We start from the raw sequence: 20,468 nt of genomic DNA, 5'->3' as shown, positions 1-20,468 counted from the left end.
TTTGCCAAGCGGCTGATTTGTGCTATAATAGTTCTGTACTTACAGGGAGGTGGCGCGATGAAAAAGAAAGAACGGGGGCCGCTGCAAATCGAGTTTATCTGCCCGAAATGCGGCAAGCGGCTGGCCTGGGCGCTGCCGACCTCTGCAATGAGCTGTCCTGCCTGCGGCACGTGGGTGACGCAGAAAAACCGCCGCAGAAATCAGGGCGAGGTTTTCCTGCCCTTGGACAGCGATCAGACTGTACTTTTTTGAATGGGGGAACATATTATGACAAGCATTTGGGAGCAGGCTCAAGCACTGCGTGAAGAAATGACGGCAAGACGGCGTAATCTGCACCAGCATCCGGAAACGGGCTGGACGGAATTCCGCACGGCCAGCATGGTTATTGAGGAGCTGCGCCAGCTGGGCTACGAGGTAAGCTTCGGCGCAGAAGTGGTGGACGAGGCATCCATGATGGGGGTACCGCCCGCGGCAGAGCTGGAGCAATACATGGCACGCGCTGTCAGCGAGGGCGCGGACCCGGAGCTGGTTAAGCAAATGGCGGGTGGCAAAACCGGCGTGGTAGCCGTACTGCGCAGCGGCAAGCCGGGCAAGACGGTAGCCTTCCGCTTTGATATGGACTGCAACGATGTGGAGGAGGAACGTGGAGCCGGGCACCGTCCGGCGCAGGAGGGCTTTGCTTCCTGCCATACCAAGGCTATGCACGCCTGCGGCCACGACGGTCACGTTACTATCGGCTTGGCTGCGGCTAAGCTTATCGCCGCTAATAGGGAGCAGCTGGCCGGTACCGTTAAGCTTATTTTCCAACCGGCAGAAGAAGGCGTGCGCGGCGCTTACGCCATGGTCAACGCCGGTGTTGTGGACGATGTGGATTATCTTTTCGGCGGGCATATCGGCTTTAAGGCTACTGCCGACAATGCTTTGATTACTATGACTGACGGCTTTTTGGCTACGACGAAGCTGGACGCTGTGTTCAAGGGCGTATCTGCTCACGCAGGCGCTGCGCCGGAGCAGGGCAAGAACGCTTTGCTGGCCGCCGCGCAGTCAGCTATTTCCCTGAACACTATTTCCCGTCACAGCCAGGGCTCCAGCCGCATTAACGTAGGCGTGCTGAACGCTGGTACGGGGCGCAACGTTGTGCCGGACATCGCTTCTTTGAAGCTGGAAACCAGGGGCGCTACTACGGAGATCAATAATTTCATGGTCAGCGAAGCGCGCCGTATTTTGGAGGCCTGCGCCGCAATGTACGACGTACAGCTGCAGGTTACTATGGCCGGCGCTGCTCCCGCTTGTCTGGCGGATAAGGAGCTGGGGCACGAGGTTGCGGAGCTTGCGAAGGCTAAGTGCGGTTATGAGCAGGTGCTGGAATATGTGGATATGGGCGGCAGCGAGGACTGCGGCTACTTTATGGAGCGCGTGCAGCAAAGGGGCGGTCAGGCTTTGTATATGATGTACGGTACGCAGATTGCCGCCGGTCATCATAACAGCCATTTCGATTTTCACGAGGACTGTATGTGGAAGGCCGCCGCTACGCTGACGGAAATCGCTGTGCATTTTACCAATAAATAAGACGCAATAAAGCTCCCGTTTTGTTATACTTTCGCCATATTCTTTTGTTATATTAAAGAAAAGATATTTCACGGAGGTATGAATTATGAAAATGATGTATAAGGCTGCCGCTGTTATGGGCTGTTTGCTGGCTTTAGGTATGGGCTCGGCTTTGACCGAGGCCCACGGCCATTGGGGGCGTGGCCATGGCGGCTGCGGCGGATATTACTGCGAGCCGCGGGGCTATGGTTACGAGCGGCAGGAAGAGCTGTCGCCTGACCCGGAAGTAATGCGTGCGCCCGCCATGCAGCATTTAAACGGCGTTATCGTTTCTGTTGAGGGCCGCCGCGTAGAGGTAAAGGATGATGACGGCCGCAGCGTAATCGGTTTGCTGAACCGCGATACCTATATTATCGACGGCGCTAAGGGGAATTTGCGCCTGCCGGGCGTATTACAGGAAGGGCAAAAGGTCAGCCTGTATTATTCCAGCCGCATGACGCGCAGTCTGCCGCCTCAGGCAGCAGCTTACGCTATAATTTTGGGCGCAGCCCAGGATACTCCCTTGTTCTTTCCGGTGGATCAGGTGCAGCTGACGGATGATGGCAAAGCCGTGCGCGTTTTGAACAGTAATAACGATATTATAGCTGCTATCGACAGCGCGGCTTGCCCGGATTACGAGCAAATTTTGCCGGGCGATATACTGCTGGTGTGGACTAAAGCGATGACAATGAGCCTGCCCGCGCAAACCAACGCCGATAAAGCGATAATTTTGCCATAAGTTATAATAAATAGTAAAAGAGGTTGTGTGTATGAAAATTTTTATGGATACTGCTAATGTTGAAGAAATTGCTAAATTCGTCGATTGGGGCGTGGTGTACGGCGTTACGACTAACCCCAGCCTGATCGCTAAAAGCGGACGCACTCAGGCCGAGGTAATTCCTGAGATTGCCGCTTTAGTCAGCGGCCCGGTCAGCGCCGAGGTCATCAGCACCGAATGCGCAGGTATGGTGGAGGAAGCACGCAAGCTGGCTAAGATTGCCGGTAACGTGGTCATCAAAATTCCCTGCATTCCCGAGGGCTTAAAGGCTGTAAAAATTTTGAGCGCCGAAGGCATTAAGACTAATGTGACGCTGGTGTTCAGCATGTCCCAGGCTTTGATGGCTGCCCGCGCAGGCGCTGCTTATGTAAGTCCTTTTATTGGCCGCTTGGACGATATTGGTGAAAACGGCGTGCAGCTGGTGGAAAATATCGTTAAGGCCTTCAAGCTGTACGGCATCGAAACCGAAGTTATTGCCGCCAGCATCCGTAATTTGGAGCATGTGGATAAGGTAATGCTGACAGGCTGTCAGATTGCTACCATTCCTACCAAAGTGCTGGAACAGATGATCAAGCATCCTTTGACGGATAAGGGCTTGGCGCAGTTTATGCTGGATTACCAAAATTCTTTAAAATAAGGCTTGGCCGAGGCGAAGCTGATATTATGGGCTTGGCTCCCCTTGCGGGGAGCTTTTGCTTTTGTTATGGAGCAGGGTGAATAGAATGAATTGTAGAAAATTACTGCTGGGCGCGGCTTTGTGGCTGGGCTGCGGCGTATTTAACACAGCGGCGGCACAGTCCGCCGTTACAATTCCGGAGGATTATACAGCGCGGGAGGTTAAGGCCGATTTTGTTGCCAGCGGGCCCAGGCTGCTGTTTTCCGACAGTCCGGAGATGGTTTATCAAACGGGCATTTTGTACCGTGATAAGGTGCAGGGCGCAGTGCGCATCTTTTTCCATCATGTCAACGCTATGAATAGTTCTAAGAAGTTGGCGCTGTTGGTGCGCAACGAGGACCAGCTGCGCCCGGTGGCTTATACCATTAAGCGCAGGGGTGTAAGTCAGCCGGATTATAATTATATGAACGCAGGCAAGAAGGCGGAGCGGGATTATTTTGCCGAAGAACAGCGGCAGGAGCAAGGCGCGTTAGGCTTTGGACGCAGCTGCGAGCTGCTGGGCGGGCGCGGCGTTGTACTGTCGCCTAATGAAATAGTAACGGGCATGATAGATTTGGAGCTGACGCGCCCGGCGCAGATCAGCGTATTGCTGTGCGAGCCGCAGACGGATCTTGAAATTTTTAACGACAGCGCGGCTGTCTTGCCCATGGACGAGCATCCGCTGCGGGGAAGCTTTGCTGGCGGAGACTGGCATTATACCTTAAAAAATTCGGTGCAGCGCGACGGTACGCCTTACAAGCTGAAGCTGGCGGGAGCGGACGAGGGCTACGCTAAAGGCGTGGACGCTACCACGGGGCTGGCGGCAGAAAACTACGGCAATTATGGCGTCGTTTATCAGGTGGATTTTACGGTAGCAGGCGATAAGCCGGTAAGCTTGGTGCTGAACCCCATTGGCGGAGCTTTTGCTGGCTATGGCGTACTGCAAAGCGCTCAGGGAAGAAGGCTGCTGGCGCTGCCTGATTATGATTTGTGCGTGGGCGAACGCTTTGAGGACGCTGTGGATTTAGGCAGGCTGAAGCCGGGGGCCTACAGCTTTATCTGGTCGCCGCCGGGAGCCTCCAACCTGCCGGTGGAGCTTATCTGGCGCTAAGGCTGCGCAGCTTGCTTTACAGGCGATAAGAAAGCCTTGTGGTAAATATGTTTTAGTTACTAAATAAAAAGTTAGCGGGAGAGCTGTTGGAAGGCTCTCCCAATTTTATTTTTAATGAGGCGTTTACGCTCTGGGCGCAGGGCTTTTACTCAACGCAGACAATTATGTATCGTTTGTGAAATATTTACTATTATCTTTTTAGCAAAATAAGAATCTCTCAATAACATACCGGACAGTTCTTGAAAATTGTACATTTCATTTGTGATATTAGTGTAGCTTGTGCTAAAAAGCACTTGACAAATCCAGTATAAAATGTATAATTCTAATTGAGAATAATTTTTGATAAAAGGATGATGAACATGGCTAAAAGAAATACTATCCAAAGGCAACTCGTTATTGCAGCCGTACGTTTTTTAGCAGATCACCCTACTGCTGAAGAAGTGTATGACCGCATCACTATGGAATACCCCGACATCAGCAAAGGCACCGTTTACCGCAATCTTAACAGCTTGGTGGAAAGCGGCCTGCTGGGCAAGGTTTCCGTTCCGAGCGGCGCAGACCGCTTCGACCATATTCTGGCGCGTCATTACCACATCAAATGCACCGAATGCGGCAAATTTATGAATGTGGAAAATTTTGATTATATTCCGGATATGGACGGCAAGGTAGCGGCTGTAACCGGCTATAAAATGAACCATCATGATATCGTTTTCAGCGGCGTTTGCCCCGAATGCCAAAAGAAGGAGCATAACGATCACGAAAGCGAAGATGTTTTGGGTGAGGATAGAAACTAAGCGCAGGAAGGTCAGCAGCTGACCTGCGTTAGTGGAGAAAAAGGAGGAAATTATTATGGAATTAAAAGGCAGCAAAACTGAGCAAAATTTGTGGACTGCATTTGCAGGCGAATCTCAGGCGCATACTAAATATCAATATTATGCAAGCACCGCTAAGAAAGAGGGCTACAATCAGATTGGCGCTATTTTCAGCGAAACCGCAGGCAATGAAAAGGAGCATGCTAAGATTTGGTTTAAGGCATTGCACGGCGGCGGCATCCCCAGCACTATGGAAAATCTGAAGGACGCAGCTGCAGGCGAAAACTACGAGTGGACTGAAATGTACGCAGAATTTGCTCAAACCGCTAAGGAAGAAGGCTTTAACGATTTGGCAAGACTGTTCACCGAGGTTGGCAATATTGAAAAAGAGCATGAAGAGCGTTATCGCGCTTTAATCGCTAATATTGAAAACGACCGCGTATTCAAACGCGAGGAAAAGAAGGTTTGGATCTGCACTAACTGCGGTAAGATTGTCGTTGCCGATAAGGCTCCGGCTAAATGCCCGGTTTGCGACCATCCGCAAGGATATTTTGAGCTGAAGGTTATCAATTACTAATCATTCCGTATCCCAAAGTATCAAGTAAATATGTATAAAAGAAGCAGCCTGTGAGTTTTCGCAGGCTGTTTTTTATATATGGAACTGGCGTTAAGGCCGGGCATATGCGGCAGGTATTACTTTGTTTATATTGAGTTATAAAAACAGCTTTCTGCTTTACGGCTATTAAAGAGTTGTAGATGAGGTTCCAGCCGTATATAATATAAAGAAGAAATAAACGCATTTTATGTAGTAATTTATGTTTGCGCCTGTTGGCGTCAATGGATAAAGCAAGAGCTTTACAAGGAGGCTTAAATGATAAATTTAATGTGCGTACCCTTAGGGTGCAGCTTGCGTTTGCGCTTCTGCGCCGAGCTGGAGGGCTCGCCTCAGGGCGTGCTGGTGCTGCCCAACGGGCTGCTGCTGGAAGATGTGCGGCGGCAGTATAACGTTACGTGCCTGGGTATGGATACCTTAGCGAATAAAATTCTTAATCTTAACGGGTACGTGGATTTTCACCAAATCAACCGCCGCAGCCAGGAGCTGGTGGTAGAGACTATGATTGGCGATTTGCAGAAAATAGGCAGGATGGAATATTTTGGCGAGCTAGCGTCCAAGAAAGGCTTCGTCAAGGCTATGACTTCGCTGTTGGGAGATTTAGCACGCAGCGGCGCTGCGCAGGAGGAAATCAGCAGCGTGTTGTCCGAGTGGGGCAGGCCGGGCAACTTAGGCAAAAAGGACAGCGATATAGCCTTGCTGTACCAATTTTACCGCAATCATTTAAAAAATAAGGATTGGTTTGACCTTGAAGGCAAATACCGTTTGGCTATTTTGGTTTTGCAGGACGAGAGCGTGCGCTTGCCGTGGCAGCAGGTGTATTTCAGCGATTTTTACAGCTTCGATAAATTGCAGCTGGATTTTATCAAAGCTTTGAGCAAGCGCTGCCAGGTAACGGTGGGGATGTGCTGGGAGCCGAAGCTGGCGGAAGAGGATAAGGACAGAGAACGGTTCTTCGCGGCGTCACGGACGACGTACATGGAGCTGGAAGGTCTGTGCTACGCTGGCGGCGGGCGACCGCAGGTACAAACTTATCCCGACGCTTGGGCGGGCAGCGCGGGCTGCGGGCAGGTAAGGCGCAATTTGGGACGCAGGGCGCAGCCGCTGCTGCCGACGGGCGACGTGCAAGCATATTGCTTTAGCGACCGCGAAAAAGAAATGCGTTGGGCGCTGACGCAGGTGAAGAAATTGCTGCGCAGCGGCGTTCCGGCGGCTAATATAGCCGTGGCGGTGCGCGACCTTTCGCTGTACAGCGGGCTGCGGCTTGTGGCCGATGAATACGGCTTGCCGGTAGCGTTGCCGCAGGTCAGCAAGTTGGCGGCGCAGCCCTTAACGGAAATGGTTTTGCTCTTATTGGAGGCAGCGCCTGATAACCGCGAGGGAGCGGAAGCGTATTTTAAATTGCTGTCGGCGAGCCGCAGCCTTCTGCAGGCGGACGGCGAGGCGACGGACAGACTGCGTTTGGCGAATTATTTTACCAGCCGCCGTGGGGCGCAGGAAAAAGCCCGTGAGCTGGCGGCCGACGACGAGGTTTGGCGTTTACTGGACGCTTTTCTGGAGGCGCTGCCGCCGAAAGCGACGCTGAAGATTTACGGCGAGCAGGTCATAGCTTTCTTGCAAGAGCTTCAGCTGGAACGGCGCTTGGGCGAGCTGTATAAAAAAGATATAGCGACGCTGGCGGAGGTCGGCGCCGTTTTGCAGTCGCGCGAGGCGATAAGCGCCGCCGTAAGGCAGCTGGTGGAAGATTACGCCGCCTGCGGCAGAGGCGAGGAAAGCATCGGGCTGGGGCAATGGCACGAGCGTTTGGCGGACGCTTTGCGCCAGGTAAATATTTCACTGCAAGGCGGCAGGCAGGACGGCGTGCTGGTGACGGAGGCAGTCAATCTGCAAGGGCTGGAGTTCGATTACGTTTATCTTCTGGGGCTGCGCGAGGGCGAGTTCCCGCACGTCAATAATGAGAATTGGATTTATAACGACACGGAGCGCAAAGAGCTGCGCGATATGGGGCTGGATATGCCGACAACGGCAAGTTCCTATGCCGAGGACGCCTGCTTCTTCGGCGCGGCGGCAGCGTCGGCGCGGCAGCAGCTGGTACTGACCTTTTACAAGGACGACCAGGCCGGGGCCAGCCGCTATGTGGAAATGGTGCAAAAGCTTTTTGCCGACGCGGACGGCGGCCTGCTTCCCATCGTCTGCGACCCGCCGAAGCTTGCCGCTTCACCGCAGGAGCTGGAACAGCTGGGGCAAAGCTGCGACAAAGAATGGCTGCGCGAAGCTTTGGGAGAAGCGTGCGTAACGGCGGCGCGGGCGGACGAACGGCGCGCCGATGAGCGGCGTTACAACGGCGTGCTGCAGGACGCGGACTTGCTGAAAAAAGTACGCAGCGGCATGGGCAGCAGCTTCAGTGCCAGTATGCTGGAAATTTATGCCCAATGCCCGTTCCGTTTCTTAGGCGAAAGGCTGTGGAAGCAGCAGGAGTTCGCTCCCATGGACGACCAATTGACGCCTGCGGATGAGGGCGATATTTTACATCAGACCCTGGCGCGCTTTTTAGGAAAGTATTTGGGCGTCAAGCTTAGCGAATTCCCGGCGGACGCGCTGCGGCTGGAACTGGCGCAGGACTTCGCCGATATTTGCCGCAGTGCGGAAGAGCAGGGCGCGGTGGTAGGCGGCTTGCTGTGGCAGGCGGAGCGGCCGCGTTTGGAAAAATTATTACAGCAATGGCTTGATTTTGAGCTTGCGGACCAACGGCGTTGGGCAGACTTTACTCCCTGCGCTGTGGAATGGGATTTTAGTTCGCGTAACGGCAAGCCTTTACCGTTGTATTTATCGGACGGCAGCCGCGTTACGCTTAACGGGCGCATCGACAGGATTGACGGCGACGGTGAGCGCGTTTTTGTTACGGACTATAAGCGCAGCTCCGCGCCCAGCAAAAAAGATTTGGAGCAAGGCTTCGACCTGCAGCTGCCGGTTTATCTGTTGGCGGCGGCTGATTTATATAAGGCCGCGCCTACAGGGGGGACGTACTTCGTTTTGAAAAACGGCGAGCGCGCTAGCAGTTTTGTTTTAGAGGACGTGGGCAATGACGACTTGAAATACAAATTAAACAAGAACGGGTTGAACGCCGGTTGGGAAAGCTTTCAGCAATTTTGCCGGCAGCTGCTTGTTAGTTATATAGAAGGAATTTATGCCGGCAATTTCGCCGTAGCGCCGCGTAAAGCGTGCAGCGATTTTTGCCAGCTGAAAAATATCTGCCGCCTGGCCGTAACGCCGGGCGGACGGGAGCAGGGAGGTGCGCCGGAAGATGGAAAGGCTTAAAGAACAACCGCAGCAGACGCAGGCTATCCGGGCTATCGGCTGCAATGTGGCGGTATCCGCAGGCGCGGGCAGCGGCAAGACGCGCGTGCTGGTGGAGCGCTTCGTGTATATTTTGCAGCAGGGGCAGGGAGCGACGCGGGCTTCGGATATTTTGGCCATCACCTTTACCCGCAAGGCGGCGGCTGAAATGAAGGAGCGCGTGCGCAAATTGCTGGCAGAGCGCGCCGACGGGAACGCGAGCGGCTTTTGGCGCGAGCAGCTGGAGGATTTGGAGCGTGCTCAAATCAGCACTATCCATGGGTTGTGCAGCAGAATTTTGCGCGATAACCCGGTGGAGGCGCAGCTGGACCCTGATTTTACGCTGGCGGAAGAATTTGAAGGCGAAGAATTTGCAGCGCAATGCTTGCAAAACTATTTGCGTTTGGGCTTGCGCAGGCAAAACCCTGCGGTCTGCGCGTTGGTTGAGCTTTATGGTATGAATAGCCTGCAGGCGCAGCTGAAGGAGCTTTTGCCGAAGCTGGAGGATATAGCGGTTTGGGACGATCTGACAGCGCCTTATCAAAACAGCGGCGCACTTTACGAAGCCAAGCGCGAAGAACTGTGCGCGGCTTTGCAGGACCTAGAGCTGCGGATAGCGGAGCTGGCGGGCAAGGCAACAGCGGCGTTGGCAACTTTGGCCGAGCGGCTGCCGGAGGTTTTGCAAGACGCTCGCCGCGACGATTACGTATCCTTGGATTACGCTATGCAGGGCGTAACGGCGCGGGGTAAATTGAAGGACGGCGTTAAGGCTGTGAGAGCTTTGCGCGAAGAGCTGGATGCCTTGGCGGCGGATAAGGCGTCCGCGTCCTGGCTGCCTCTGTGGCAGGAAGTATTAAAGGATTTAGCGGTTTATATCAGGAAGCAGAAAGAGGAACGCGATCTCCTGACCTTTGACGATTTGGAGTTACTGACGGTGCGGCTGTTGGAAAATAGTCCTCAGGTGCGGCGCAAATATCAGAAGCGCTTCCGCTACATTATGGTGGACGAATTCCAGGACACTAACGAACGGCAGAAACGGCTGATTTACTTTTTGTGCGGCGACAGCGGCGAGCAGCTGCAAGGCGACAAATTATTTATTGTGGGCGACCCCAAGCAGTCCATTTACCGTTTCCGCGGCGCGGACGTCGGCGTTTTCGCCAAAGCGCGGCGCGATATTGCGAAGCAAGGCGGCCAGCTGCTGACGCTGAACAAAAATTTTCGCAGCGCCGATAAAATTTTAACGACAGTCAATACGGTTTTTAAAACTCTGTTGGGCGAGGATACCGGCCGCGACGTTTATTTTGAAGCTTTGGATTTTGATAAAAGCGGTACTGCGCGCCCGGAGCTGCTGCTGTTGCCCTACGACAAGGAATGCGGGCGCAGCAGCTTCGAGGTGGAAGCCGAGGCTTTGGCGCAGAAGGTGCGTTCCATCCGCGACGAGGGCGTGCCCTACGGCGAAATGGCCGTGCTGCTGCGCAGCGTGACGCATTGCGGCGAGCTGGCGGAAGCCCTGCAGCGTTACGGCGTGCCTTACGAGGTTATCGACGGCAAGGGCTTTTACGAGCAGCAGGAGGTTTTGGACCTGCTGCATTTGCTGACGGCATTGCAGAACCGCCGTCGCAGTTTGGAGCTGGCGGGCGTGTTGCGTTCGCCTTACTTTGGCTTGGACGACGAAACCTTGACCAAATTATTTTTAAGCGGCGGTGAATGCCTGTGGGACGCGCTGCAGCGGGCGGACGCCGATGAATTTCCTGAAGAACAGGGCGCTTTGCTGCGGCGCGCGGCTTCTATTTTGGCGGAGCTGCGCAGCTGCGCCGCGTTGTGCGCGCTGCCGGAGCTATGGCAGCGGCTGTGGCAGACGTTGGCTGTGGACGGCGTGCTGTCCTTGCAGGAACATGGGGCCAATAAGCTGGCGAACGCTAAAAAGCTGCGGCAGTTGGCACAGGAATATTGTGCGCAGGAAAACGGCACGCTGGGAAGCTGGCTGGATTACGTGCGGCGTATACGCGAGGCGGCGGCCAGGGAAACGACGGCCAATTTAAACAGCGCCGACGCCGTGCGCATTATGACGATTCATAAGTCCAAGGGATTGGAATTTAACACGGTCTTTTTGCCGTTCTTAGGTAATACTTTTAAGAGCGACGCTTCGATAATAAAATTTTTGCCGGACGTCGGTCTGGGGATAACGGCGCCGCTGGCCAACGGGCAGCTGGTAATGAGCGGCGTGCTGCAGCGCGCCAAAGCGGTGGATAAGGAGCTGGAGCTGGAGGAACGCAAGCGCCAGCTGTACGTGGCTATGACCCGCGCCGAAGAGAGGCTTATTATGTGCGGTATCGCGGGCGGGAAGGAGAAAAGCGATAAGCCGCTGGCGGAACAAAGCTGGCTGCAGCAGCTCAAGCAGCTGCTGGAGGAGGGACCGGAGGCGGTGGTGCAGACTTACGTCGGCGACGCGCAGCCTGCGGGCAGCGCACGCATGCAAGCTGCCGCGCCGACTGCGGAGAAATTGGCGGCTATTGCGCCGCTGTCGTCCTATGCTGCCAGCGGCCGCAGGCAGTTCAGTCCTTCGGCCTTGCAGACCTACCTGCATTGTCCGCGTATGTATTACTACCAGCAGGTTTTGCGTTTGCCGGGATTGGAGGAAAGCGGCGACGGCGCGCGTTTGCCCGCTTATGTGACGGGGCTTATCGTGCACCGCGCTTTGGAAATATATAACGGTGACGAGCGGGCGGCGCTGGCTGCGGCTATTAAGCAGTACGCGCCCGGTTGCGCAGCGCCGGAGGCGGCAGCCATGCTGCAAGGCTATTTAGGCAGCGACTTGTACCGCAATTTGCCTAGGCAGCGGCAGCGGGAGCTGGCCTTTAGCTATTCGGCAGGCGACGGGCTCGTCATCAGCGGTATTATCGATTTTGTGGGCGAAACAGACGAGGGGCTGCTGTTGGTGGATTATAAAACCGGCAAGCCGCCTGCGCTGGGAGAAATCCCTTTGGGTTACGCCTATCAATTGGCGCTGTATAGGGCTGCCGCTGAAAAAAATTTACGCCTTCCGGTAGCGCAGGCACAGCTGCATTATTTGCAGGATTTAAGCGTGCGGAGCCTGCCGCCGGAGCGCGATTATTTAGCGGACGCTTTGGCGTTGTGCCGGGAAATAAGCGCTAAGGGACAGGAGGCGGATTTTGCCTGCCAGCTTGCGGCCTGCGGCCATTGCCAGTATAATTATTTATGTAAGCAAAAATGAGGGGAGCGATTTGCGTGGATATGCTAAGCAAGCTGGACAGCTGGGATTATTTGGCGCTGGTTATGCTGCTTCTTTCCCTGTGGTTGATTCTGGGCGGCGCAGGAAAACTGAAAGCTGCCAATCCGGAGCAGGTTGACGAGGGTAAGCTGAAAAAGCGCGCCTACGGCGCGGCGGCAGCGGCAGGCGGTTTTTTTGGCCTGCCGTTATTTTGCCTGAAAGAGATGAATACAGTATTTTTGGCGCTTTCGTATGTATTTTATTAATGTAAAAGCTTATAATAGCAATTGTGCATTAAAGTAATTCTGCGCGAAGCGCAAGCTTCGCCGCTTTAAGAGGGGACTGAAAATGAAGATTGCTTTTTACGCCTTGCGGGACTTTGACGAATTGGCTTTTGCCGAAAAGTTCAGCAAGCAGTATGGTATTGATTTTGTTTGGACGGAGGAATATCCCAACGCGGATAATTTGCAGCTGGCGCAAGGCTGCCAGGGCGTCAGCTGCACGCCCTGCGAAATGAAGGAGGAGTGGGTGCGCGCCTTTCATAGCTATGGCGTGCAGTATATGCTTACCCGCGCCATTGGCTACGACCATTTGCCGGGTAAGCTTATTAAAGAGCTGGGCATGCATATTTCTACCTCGCCCTATCCTACGAGCTGCGTGGCTAATTACGCTTTGATGCTGATTCTGCTGACCACGCGCAAATTCCAACAGACCATGATAAGGGCGGCGGCGCAGGATTATACGTTGAAAGGCAAAATGGGACGCGATTTGGGCGACTGTACCGTGGGCGTTTTAGGCACAGGCCATATCGGGCAGCTGCTGATTAAGCATTTATCCAGCTTTGGCTGTAAAATTCTGGCTTATGATAAGTATCCTAACGCCGAGGCTGCTAAATATGCCAAATATGTGGAGCTGCCGGAGCTGTACGCCGAAAGCGACGTAATTTCCCTGCATGTGCCGTCCAACGACGAAACCTTTCATATGATAAACCATGACGCTATGGCGCAGATGAAGAACGGCGTAATCATCATTAACACGGCTAGAGGCAGCCTGATAGATTCACAGGCTTTTATCGCTAATCTGAAAAGCGGCAAGATTGGCGGCGCAGGCCTGGACGTTATTGAAAATGAAGCGGGCCTGTATTACTGCAACCGCATGGGCGACCATATCGATAACGACGAGCTGGCCATGCTGCGCAGCTTTCCGAATGTTATTGTCAGTCCGCATACGGCCTTTTATGTGGAATCTACTGTATCCAATATGGTGGAAAAATCCTTCATCGCTTTGGATTATTTCCGCCGGGGCGAGCTCAGTCCCTTTGAAATCAAATTGTAAACTCTTAAACCGTCTCTGCGGGGACGGTTTAATTTTTGTGCAAAAAATGATATAATATGATGTAATTAGTTTTTCAACGGGGTGATTATTGTGATTAACGAAAATAGATTGTTAAACGAATTTGTTGAATTAGTAAGCGTTCCCTGCCCCAGCAAGGATGAGAAGGCCGAGGCCGAAATGATTATGATAAAGCTGCGTCAATTGGGCTTAGAGCCTGAAATGGACAAGACTAACGAAAAAACCGGCGGCACCTGCGGCAATGTGTGGGCGTATGTTAAGGGCAATGTGCCGGACGCGCCGGTGCTGCTGTTTGAAGCGCATATGGATTCCGTAGCACCTACGACCGGCACTAAGGTTGTGCGCAAGGACGGCGTACTTTATTCCGACGGCACTACTACTCTGGGGGGCGACGATAAGGTGGGCGTTGCTTCTATCCTGGAGGCGGTACGCGCTTTGCAGGAGGACGGCGTCGCTCATGGCGACGTGCAGCTGCTGTTCACTATCAGCGAGGAAATTGGCTGCTTAGGCGTAGTTAATCTGGATAAATCCTGGATTAAGGCCGACTATGGCTATTGTATGGACATCGGCGGCGATTTGGGCGAAATTACTTATGCCGCTCCTAAACTGTACGATATTTATGTGACCGTTAAGGGTAAGGCTGCTCATGCTGGTATTGCGCCGGAAACCGGCGTCAACGCTATTATGCTGTCTGCCGCAGCTCTGAGCAAGCTGCCTGCCTACGGGCGCATCGATGAAGAAACTACCTTTAATATTGGCCTGTTCAACGCTGGAGTCGGCACGAATATCGTTTGTCCGGAGGCTAAATTTGTTATCGATATGCGCTCTTTGAATGTAGCCAAGCTGGAAGCCTTGAAGGATTCTACTATAGCGCTGATTAAAGAAACGGTAGAGGCTGGCGGCGGCCAGGTGGAATTTGACGTAGTCGAGGGCTGCCCGGCGGTAGAAATGGAAAAAGACCATCCGTGCATTCAACTGGCGCAGCGCGCTGCCGAAAAGCTGGGCTATCCCGTGGAGCTGAAAACAACCGGCGGCTGCAGCGACGGCAACTATTTGTGCGGTTACGGTTTGCCCTGCGCGTTACTGGCTACGGGCATGAGCAATGTGCATACTACGGAAGAATACCTGAAGGAAAGCGATTTGTACGGTACTGCGCGCTGGATTTACGAAACTATTAAGACGGCGGCAGAAAAATAAGCGAGGTGAAGGCATGAAATTATTTTCCTGGAATGTAAACGGCCTGCGGGCGTGTATGAATAAGGGCTTTGAGGATTTTCTGGCGCAGGCGGCGCCGGATGTGATTTGCCTGCAGGAAACCAAAATGCAGCGGGAGCAGGCGGCCTTTGTTTTTCCCGGCTATGAGGAATATTGGAACAGCGCGGAGAAAAAGGGCTACAGTGGCACGGCGGTTTTTACGAAGCAAAAGCCGCTAAGCGTTACCTACGGTCTGGGCATTGAGGAGCACGATAAGGAAGGGCGCGTTATTACGGCGGAATATCCTGATTTTTATTTAGTAACGGTGTATACGCCTAATTCCCAGCGTGGTTTGGCGCGATTGGAGTACCGCATGCAGTGGGAGGACGCATTCCGCGCTTATTTGCAGCAGCTGGACACAGTTAAACCGGTAGTGGTGTGCGGCGATTTGAACGTGGCTGCCGAAGAAATCGACCTGAAGAACCCTAAGACCAACCGCATGAACGCAGGCTTTACAGACGAGGAGCGCGCTAAATTCCGCGAGCTGAAGGCGGCGGGCTTTGTGGATACCTTCCGCTATTTGCATCCTGAAGAAGTGAAATACAGCTGGTGGAGCTATATGTTTAAAGCCCGCGAGAAGAACGCCGGTTGGCGTATCGACTATTTTGTCGTGTCAGAACGCATCAAGGATAAGGTGCAGACGGCCGAAATTCATAACGACGTTTTTGGCAGCGACCATTGTCCCGTAAGTATCGAGCTGGATTTTGAATAAATGTAAAGCGGCCAGATATTAATGTACCTGAGCGGAGATTTTCTGCCGTAGCTGCATAAAAATGTTGACACCTGCTCCCGAACTTGCTAAGATATAATGTATAAAATTTATATATTCACAGGCAAGGAACGGAAGGTTTTTTACCGTCAGCCGGTTCAGAGAGGCAGCGGGTGGTGCAAGCTGTTGCGGCGGTGTAGAAATTGTAGTCCGGGAGCCGCTTTGCTGAAAGCCAGTAGGCAGAGCCGTCGGCGCACGTTACGCGCTTTGAGCGCCCTGTATATTTATAGGGAAGATAGGTGGTACCACGAAGCTTTTCGCCCTGTCCTTTAAGGATGGGGCGATTATTTTTTAGCATTTAAAGCAGCCGCGGTCTGCTTGCTTTGGCGACCGCCGCTTTTGTAAGGAGGATTTTTCATGTCTGAAGAACACAACATCCCCAAGGTATACGACCCTGCTTCCGTAGAGAAGAAGTGGTATAAATTCTGGGAGGAGCACCGTTATTTTCACGCCGAGGTAGAGGAGGGCAATAAGGCCTTCAGTATCGTTATTCCGCCGCCGAATATTACTGGCCAGCTGCATATGGGCCATGCGTTGGATAATACCCTGCAGGATATTCTGATTCGCTGGCACCGCATGATGGGACATAACACCTTGTGGATGCCGGGCTACGACCATGCCGGTCTGGCTACGCAGATTAAGGTAGAGGAAGTAATCAAGAAGGAAGAGGGCAAGACCCGTTACGATTTGGGCCGCGAGAAATTTTTGAAGCGCGTATGGGCCTGGAAGGAGCAGTACGGCGATCGCATTATCAACCAGCTGAAGCATTTGGGCGTTTCCTGCGATTGGGAGCGCAAGCGCTTCACGATGGACGAGGGATGCTCCCGCGCCGTGCGCGAGGTTTTCTGCACGCTGTTTGAAAAGGGCTTGATTTATAAGGGTACCCGCATTACCAACTGGTGCGTAAACTGCAATACCGCTTTGAGCGATATCGAGGTAGAGCATAAGGATGACCCCGGTCATTTGTGGTATGTGCGTTATCCCGTTGTGGAGGAGGAAGGCACCTATCTTACCATCGCTACCACCCGTCCGGAAACGATTCCCGGCGATACGGCCGTGGCTGTCAACCCTGAGGACCCGCGTTACGGCAAATTGGTGGGCAAAACTCTGCGTCTGCCTACTACCGACCGCATTATTCCTATTATTGCCGACAGCTATGTTGATTTGCAATTTGGTACCGGCGCTGTAAAGATTACGCCGTCCCACGACCCTAACGACTATGAAATGGGCATCCGTCACAATCTGCCCAGCATTGTGGTTATCGGCATGGACGGCAAGATGACTGACGAAGCCGGGAAGTATGCAGGTCAGACCCGCGAGGAATGCCGCAGGAATATCGTCGCTGATTTAAAGGAACAGGGCTATCTGGTGAAGATCGAGGAGCATTCCCATGCCGTAGGCCATTGCCAGCGCTGCGGCTGCGTAGTGGAGCCCTTGGTTTCCACTCAATGGTTCGTGAAGATGGAGCCTTTGGTAAAGGCTGCAGTGGACTGCGTAGAGGACGGGCGCACGCAGTTTGTGCCCGAACGCTTTACTAAAACCTATACCGGCTGGATGGATAATATCCGCGACTGGTGTATTTCCCGTCAGATTTGGTGGGGCCACCGTATCCCCGTCTGGTATTGCGACGATTGCGGCGAAATGAGCGCCAGCCGCACCGATTTGACTGCCTGCCCCAAGTGCGGCAGCGCCCATATTCATCAGGACGAGGACGCGCTGGATACCTGGTTCAGCAGCGCTTTGTGGCCCTTCTCCACGATGGGCTGGCCTGATAAAACGCCGCTCTTAAAACAGTTCTATCCCACTGGCGTATTAGTTACCGGCTACGATATTATTTTCTTCTGGGTAGCGCGCATGCTGATTATGGGCATGGAATTTATGCAGGACGTACCCTTTGAGAAGGTCTTTATCCACGGCCTGGTACGCGACAGCCTGGGCCGCAAAATGTCTAAATCCCTGGGCAATGGCATCGACCCGTTGGAGGTTATCGATAAATACGGCGCGGATACCCTGCGCTTTATGCTGATTACCGGCAATACGCCGGGCAACGATATGCGCTTCTACTGGGAGCGCGTGGAGGCTACCCGTAATTTTGCCAATAAGATTTGGAACGCTTCCCGCTTTGCGCTGATGAATATTGAAGGCTACGACCCCAAGGCCGAGCTGGCTCCCTATACGCTGGCCGACAAGTGGATTTTGTCCCGCTTGCAGCATACTGCCAAGGGCGTTACGGAAATGCTGGAAAAATTCGAGCTGGGCGAAGCAGGCCGCATGATTTACGACTTCATCTGGGGCGAAGTGTGCGACTGGTATATTGAGCTGGCTAAGCCGCGCCTGTATAATAAAGAAAATGCCGCTGAACGCGCTACGGCGCAGCATGTGCTGGCTAAGGTGCTGACCAGCGCTATGCAGCTGCTGCATCCGTACATGCCGTTTATCACGGAGGAAATTTATCAATGCCTGCCCCACGAGGCTGAAAGCATTATGATTTCTAAGTGGCCGGAGGCCGACCCCGCTTTAATCGACGACGAGGCCGAGCGCTTGATGGGCGCTATCATGGAAAGCATTAAGGCTGTCCGCAATATGCGCGCCGAGGTCAACGTGCCGCCCGGAAAGAAGGTGCCGGCAATTATGCTGGTGGCCAACGATTTGAAGGCTGGCGTGGAAGCCAACGCTAATTATGTGCACCTGATGGGCTCTATCAGCGAACTGACGGTGCTGGACGATACTGCGGCTAAGCCGGAAAACGCTATGGCCGCCGTTGTTGCCGGTATCGAGGTTTACCTGCCTCTGGCCGGTCTTATCGATGTGGAAAAGGAAAACCAGCGCCTGCAGAAGGAGCTGGCCGCTATCGATAAGGAGCTGAGCCGCGTGGAGGGCAAGCTGGGCAACGCGGGCTTTCTGGCTAAGGCTCCGGAGGCCGTTATCGCTAAGGAGAAGGCTAAAGCTGACGAGCTGAACGGCAAGAAGGCCGCTATTAACGAGCGTTTAGCTTATCTCGCTACGCTGTAAAATTTAGCCTCCCCTGCGGGGGAGGCTTTCCTGTATTGTGGAGGATATTATGAATTATACTGAAAGCTTGGCGTATCTTGAGGGGCTGGGAAAATTCGGCATACAGCTGGGCATGGAGCGCATCGAAGGGCTGCTGCGGGAGCTGGATAATCCGGAGCAGAAGCTTAAGACGGTGCACGTCACGGGAACAAACGGCAAGGGCTCTGTTTCCAGCATGATCGCCAATATTTTGCTGGCTGCCAATTTAAAGGTGGGTAAATTTACTTCGCCCCATCTGGTAAAATATAACGAGCGCATTAACCTGAACGGCAGGGATATCAGCGATGATGATTTTGCCACGGTTATCAGCGCGGTGAAGGTAGCTGCCGACAGCGTGGTGAAAAAGGGCGTGTGCCAGCAGCCAACGCAGTTTGAGGTGCTGACGGCTGCCGCCTTCTTGTATTTTTATTTGCAGAAGGTGGATTACGCCGTTATCGAGGTCGGCATGGGCGGTTTGTGGGATTCCACTAACGTCATTACGCCGGTGGTTTCGGTGATTACCAACGTGGCGCTGGACCATACGGACCGCTGCGGCAAGACCGTGGAACGCATCGCTATGCAGAAGGCGGGCATCATTAAGGAAAATGTTCCCGTGGTTACGGCGGCTGAGGGAAACGAGGCTTTAGGGCCAATCGTAAGCTTTGCGATGTTTAAGAACGCGCCCGTGTATTTGTACGGCAAGGCCTTTTACGGCGAGGAAGTCAGCAGCTCTATGGCGGGGCAAAAATTTACGCTGCACGCCGGAAATGTGTACAGCTCGGATTACGAGATTAAGCTGCCGGGCGAGCATCAGATTAAAAACAGCAGCGTAGCCATCGTGGCGGCTAAGCTGGTATCCAAGCAGGACGACCGCGTTAATGAGCTGGCGCTGCATTTGGGCGCGGCCAATACCGTCTGGCCGGGGCGTTTGGAGCGCATTGGGCAGCAGCCGGAAGTTATTTTGGACGGCGCGCATAATCCAAACGGTGCGGAGGCGCTGCGCAAGGCCTTGGATAAGTATTATCCCGGTCAAAAAGTGCATTTTGTCTTTGGCATGATGGGCGATAAGGATATGAGCGGCGTTATTAAGGCGTTGATTCATCAGGACGACGTAGTGTACACAGTGCGCGCCGACGAGGGTAGCCGTGCCGCCGCTGCCGCCGATTTGGCCAAGCTTGTCGGCCCTGACGCCGTACCGGTGGATAGTCTGGCGGAGGCCTATGGCAAAGCCTTGCAGGCGGCTGGGGCGCAGGGCATTGTCTGCGTTTGCGGCAGCCTGTATTTGGTGGGCGAATTTAAAAAGCTGCTGCTGAATGCGCAGCAGCGGCTGCATTAAAGCGGCTGTTTTGACCGGCGCAAAGCACCGGTAGGTAGCGGTATGAATTTACGAAGGATTGCAGATTATCTCGATACAAAAATATATTATATGCTGCTGTTTACGGTGGCGGTAATTCCTCTGCATCAGGAATTTACCGCCTGCTGTGTGGCCGTAACCTTTTTGGCGGCGCTGTTGACGGTGGCGGTCAAGGGCAGGCGGCAGCCCTGCGTGCTGCAAAAATGGCAGCAGGGGGCGTTGTATATGCTGATGGCTATCGGCTGGCTGTCCCTGCATTTTTCGCGCGATAGGTTTATTTCCTCGTGGAATTATGTGTACGTGGCGGGGCAGTACGGCGCGTTACTGTTCGTGCTGCTGCGGTACGGCTGGCTGCGGCCCCAGGTTTTCGGTGGCGCGGGGCGGACGCAGGCGTATGCTGCCGGTTGGCGGGGCTGCTGGCAGCGGTTCAGCGCCTTGCCGCGGCCCTTGCAGCTGCTTGGCGCTTTTCTTGCGGTATCGGTTCTGGTAAGCGGCGTGGGCATTGCCCAGAAAATTTTGGGGATTACCGGCGACGGCGTTTGGTCGGACCCGACGCAGTTCCCCGATTTGAAGGTGCGCGTTTA

The 20,468-nt window shown here is 53.8% G+C and carries 16 protein-coding genes and 1 other annotated feature; all 16 genes read left to right on the top strand.

From position 1 onward, the window contains the following. The first annotated feature begins 57 nt into the window (after nt 1-57). Entirely contained in the window at nt 58-252 is a 195-nt protein-coding gene (locus QZ105_RS04570; RefSeq protein ID WP_293728677.1) for a hypothetical protein, read from the top strand. A 15-nt stretch (nt 253-267) separates the two neighbouring features. Next, nucleotides 268-1,569, top strand: coding sequence for an amidohydrolase (locus QZ105_RS04565; protein WP_293728676.1), 1,302 nt, complete (start codon nt 268-270; stop codon nt 1,567-1,569). 85 nt (nt 1,570-1,654) lie between these two features. Beyond that, complete coding sequence (locus tag QZ105_RS04560; protein ID WP_293728675.1) at nt 1,655-2,326, top strand: hypothetical protein; 672 nt, start codon at nt 1,655-1,657, stop codon at nt 2,324-2,326. A gap of 31 nt (nt 2,327-2,357) precedes the next feature. Further along, nucleotides 2,358-3,002, top strand: a complete 645-nt coding sequence (gene fsa, locus QZ105_RS04555; protein WP_293728674.1) for a fructose-6-phosphate aldolase — start codon at nt 2,358-2,360, stop codon at nt 3,000-3,002. 85 nt (nt 3,003-3,087) lie between these two features. Beyond that, the gene (locus QZ105_RS04550) at nt 3,088-4,131 is read left to right on the top strand and encodes a copper amine oxidase (protein ID WP_293728673.1); all 1,044 of its coding nucleotides are present in this window, start codon (nt 3,088-3,090) and stop codon (nt 4,129-4,131) included. 359 nt (nt 4,132-4,490) lie between these two features. After that, nucleotides 4,491-4,925, top strand: a complete 435-nt coding sequence (locus QZ105_RS04545) for a Fur family transcriptional regulator (RefSeq protein ID WP_293728672.1) — start codon at nt 4,491-4,493, stop codon at nt 4,923-4,925. A 55-nt stretch (nt 4,926-4,980) separates the two neighbouring features. Beyond that, on the top strand, nt 4,981-5,520 hold the full coding sequence (gene rbr / locus QZ105_RS04540) for a rubrerythrin (protein ID WP_293728671.1): 540 nt from the start codon (nt 4,981-4,983) through the stop codon (nt 5,518-5,520). 294 nt (nt 5,521-5,814) lie between these two features. Next, complete coding sequence (locus tag QZ105_RS04535) at nt 5,815-8,874, top strand: PD-(D/E)XK nuclease family protein (protein ID WP_293728670.1); 3,060 nt, start codon at nt 5,815-5,817, stop codon at nt 8,872-8,874. Next, nucleotides 8,861-12,127 carry an exodeoxyribonuclease V subunit beta gene (locus tag QZ105_RS04530; protein WP_293728669.1) on the top strand — a complete coding sequence of 1,089 codons (3,267 nt, stop codon included), beginning with the start codon at nt 8,861-8,863 and terminating at the stop codon, nt 12,125-12,127. Before QZ105_RS04535 ends, QZ105_RS04530 begins: the two co-directional genes overlap by 14 nt. A gap of 14 nt (nt 12,128-12,141) precedes the next feature. Next, nucleotides 12,142-12,390 (top strand): hypothetical protein, encoded by a 249-nt coding sequence (locus QZ105_RS04525; RefSeq protein WP_293728668.1) that lies wholly within the window; start codon nt 12,142-12,144, stop codon nt 12,388-12,390. 82 nt (nt 12,391-12,472) lie between these two features. Next, the gene (locus tag QZ105_RS04520; protein WP_293728667.1) at nt 12,473-13,459 is read left to right on the top strand and encodes a D-isomer specific 2-hydroxyacid dehydrogenase family protein; all 987 of its coding nucleotides are present in this window, start codon (nt 12,473-12,475) and stop codon (nt 13,457-13,459) included. Nucleotides 13,460-13,549: 90 nt separating this feature from the next. Further along, a complete protein-coding gene (locus QZ105_RS04515) occupies nt 13,550-14,674 on the top strand; it encodes a M20/M25/M40 family metallo-hydrolase (protein ID WP_293728666.1) in 1,125 nt (374 codons plus the stop codon). A gap of 13 nt (nt 14,675-14,687) precedes the next feature. Beyond that, nucleotides 14,688-15,443, top strand: coding sequence for an exodeoxyribonuclease III (locus QZ105_RS04510; RefSeq protein WP_293728665.1), 756 nt, complete (start codon nt 14,688-14,690; stop codon nt 15,441-15,443). Nucleotides 15,444-15,558: 115 nt separating this feature from the next. Then, nucleotides 15,559-15,768: a binding site (T-box leader), on the top strand. Between the two features lie 89 nt (nt 15,769-15,857). Next, on the top strand, nt 15,858-18,512 hold the full coding sequence (locus tag QZ105_RS04505) for a valine--tRNA ligase (RefSeq protein WP_293728664.1): 2,655 nt from the start codon (nt 15,858-15,860) through the stop codon (nt 18,510-18,512). Between the two features lie 49 nt (nt 18,513-18,561). Beyond that, nucleotides 18,562-19,866 (top strand): folylpolyglutamate synthase/dihydrofolate synthase family protein, encoded by a 1,305-nt coding sequence (locus QZ105_RS04500; protein WP_293728663.1) that lies wholly within the window; start codon nt 18,562-18,564, stop codon nt 19,864-19,866. 42 nt (nt 19,867-19,908) lie between these two features. Beyond that, the coding region (locus QZ105_RS04495) for a hypothetical protein (protein ID WP_293728662.1) at nt 19,909-20,468 on the top strand (560 nt) is incomplete at its 3' end.

This window comes from uncultured Phascolarctobacterium sp., from assembly GCF_905212365.1.
Classification (GTDB): Bacteria; Bacillota; Negativicutes; order Acidaminococcales; family Acidaminococcaceae; genus Phascolarctobacterium_A.
Note: the sequence above shows the minus strand (reverse complement) of the source record. Positions and strands in the feature narration are given on the sequence as shown.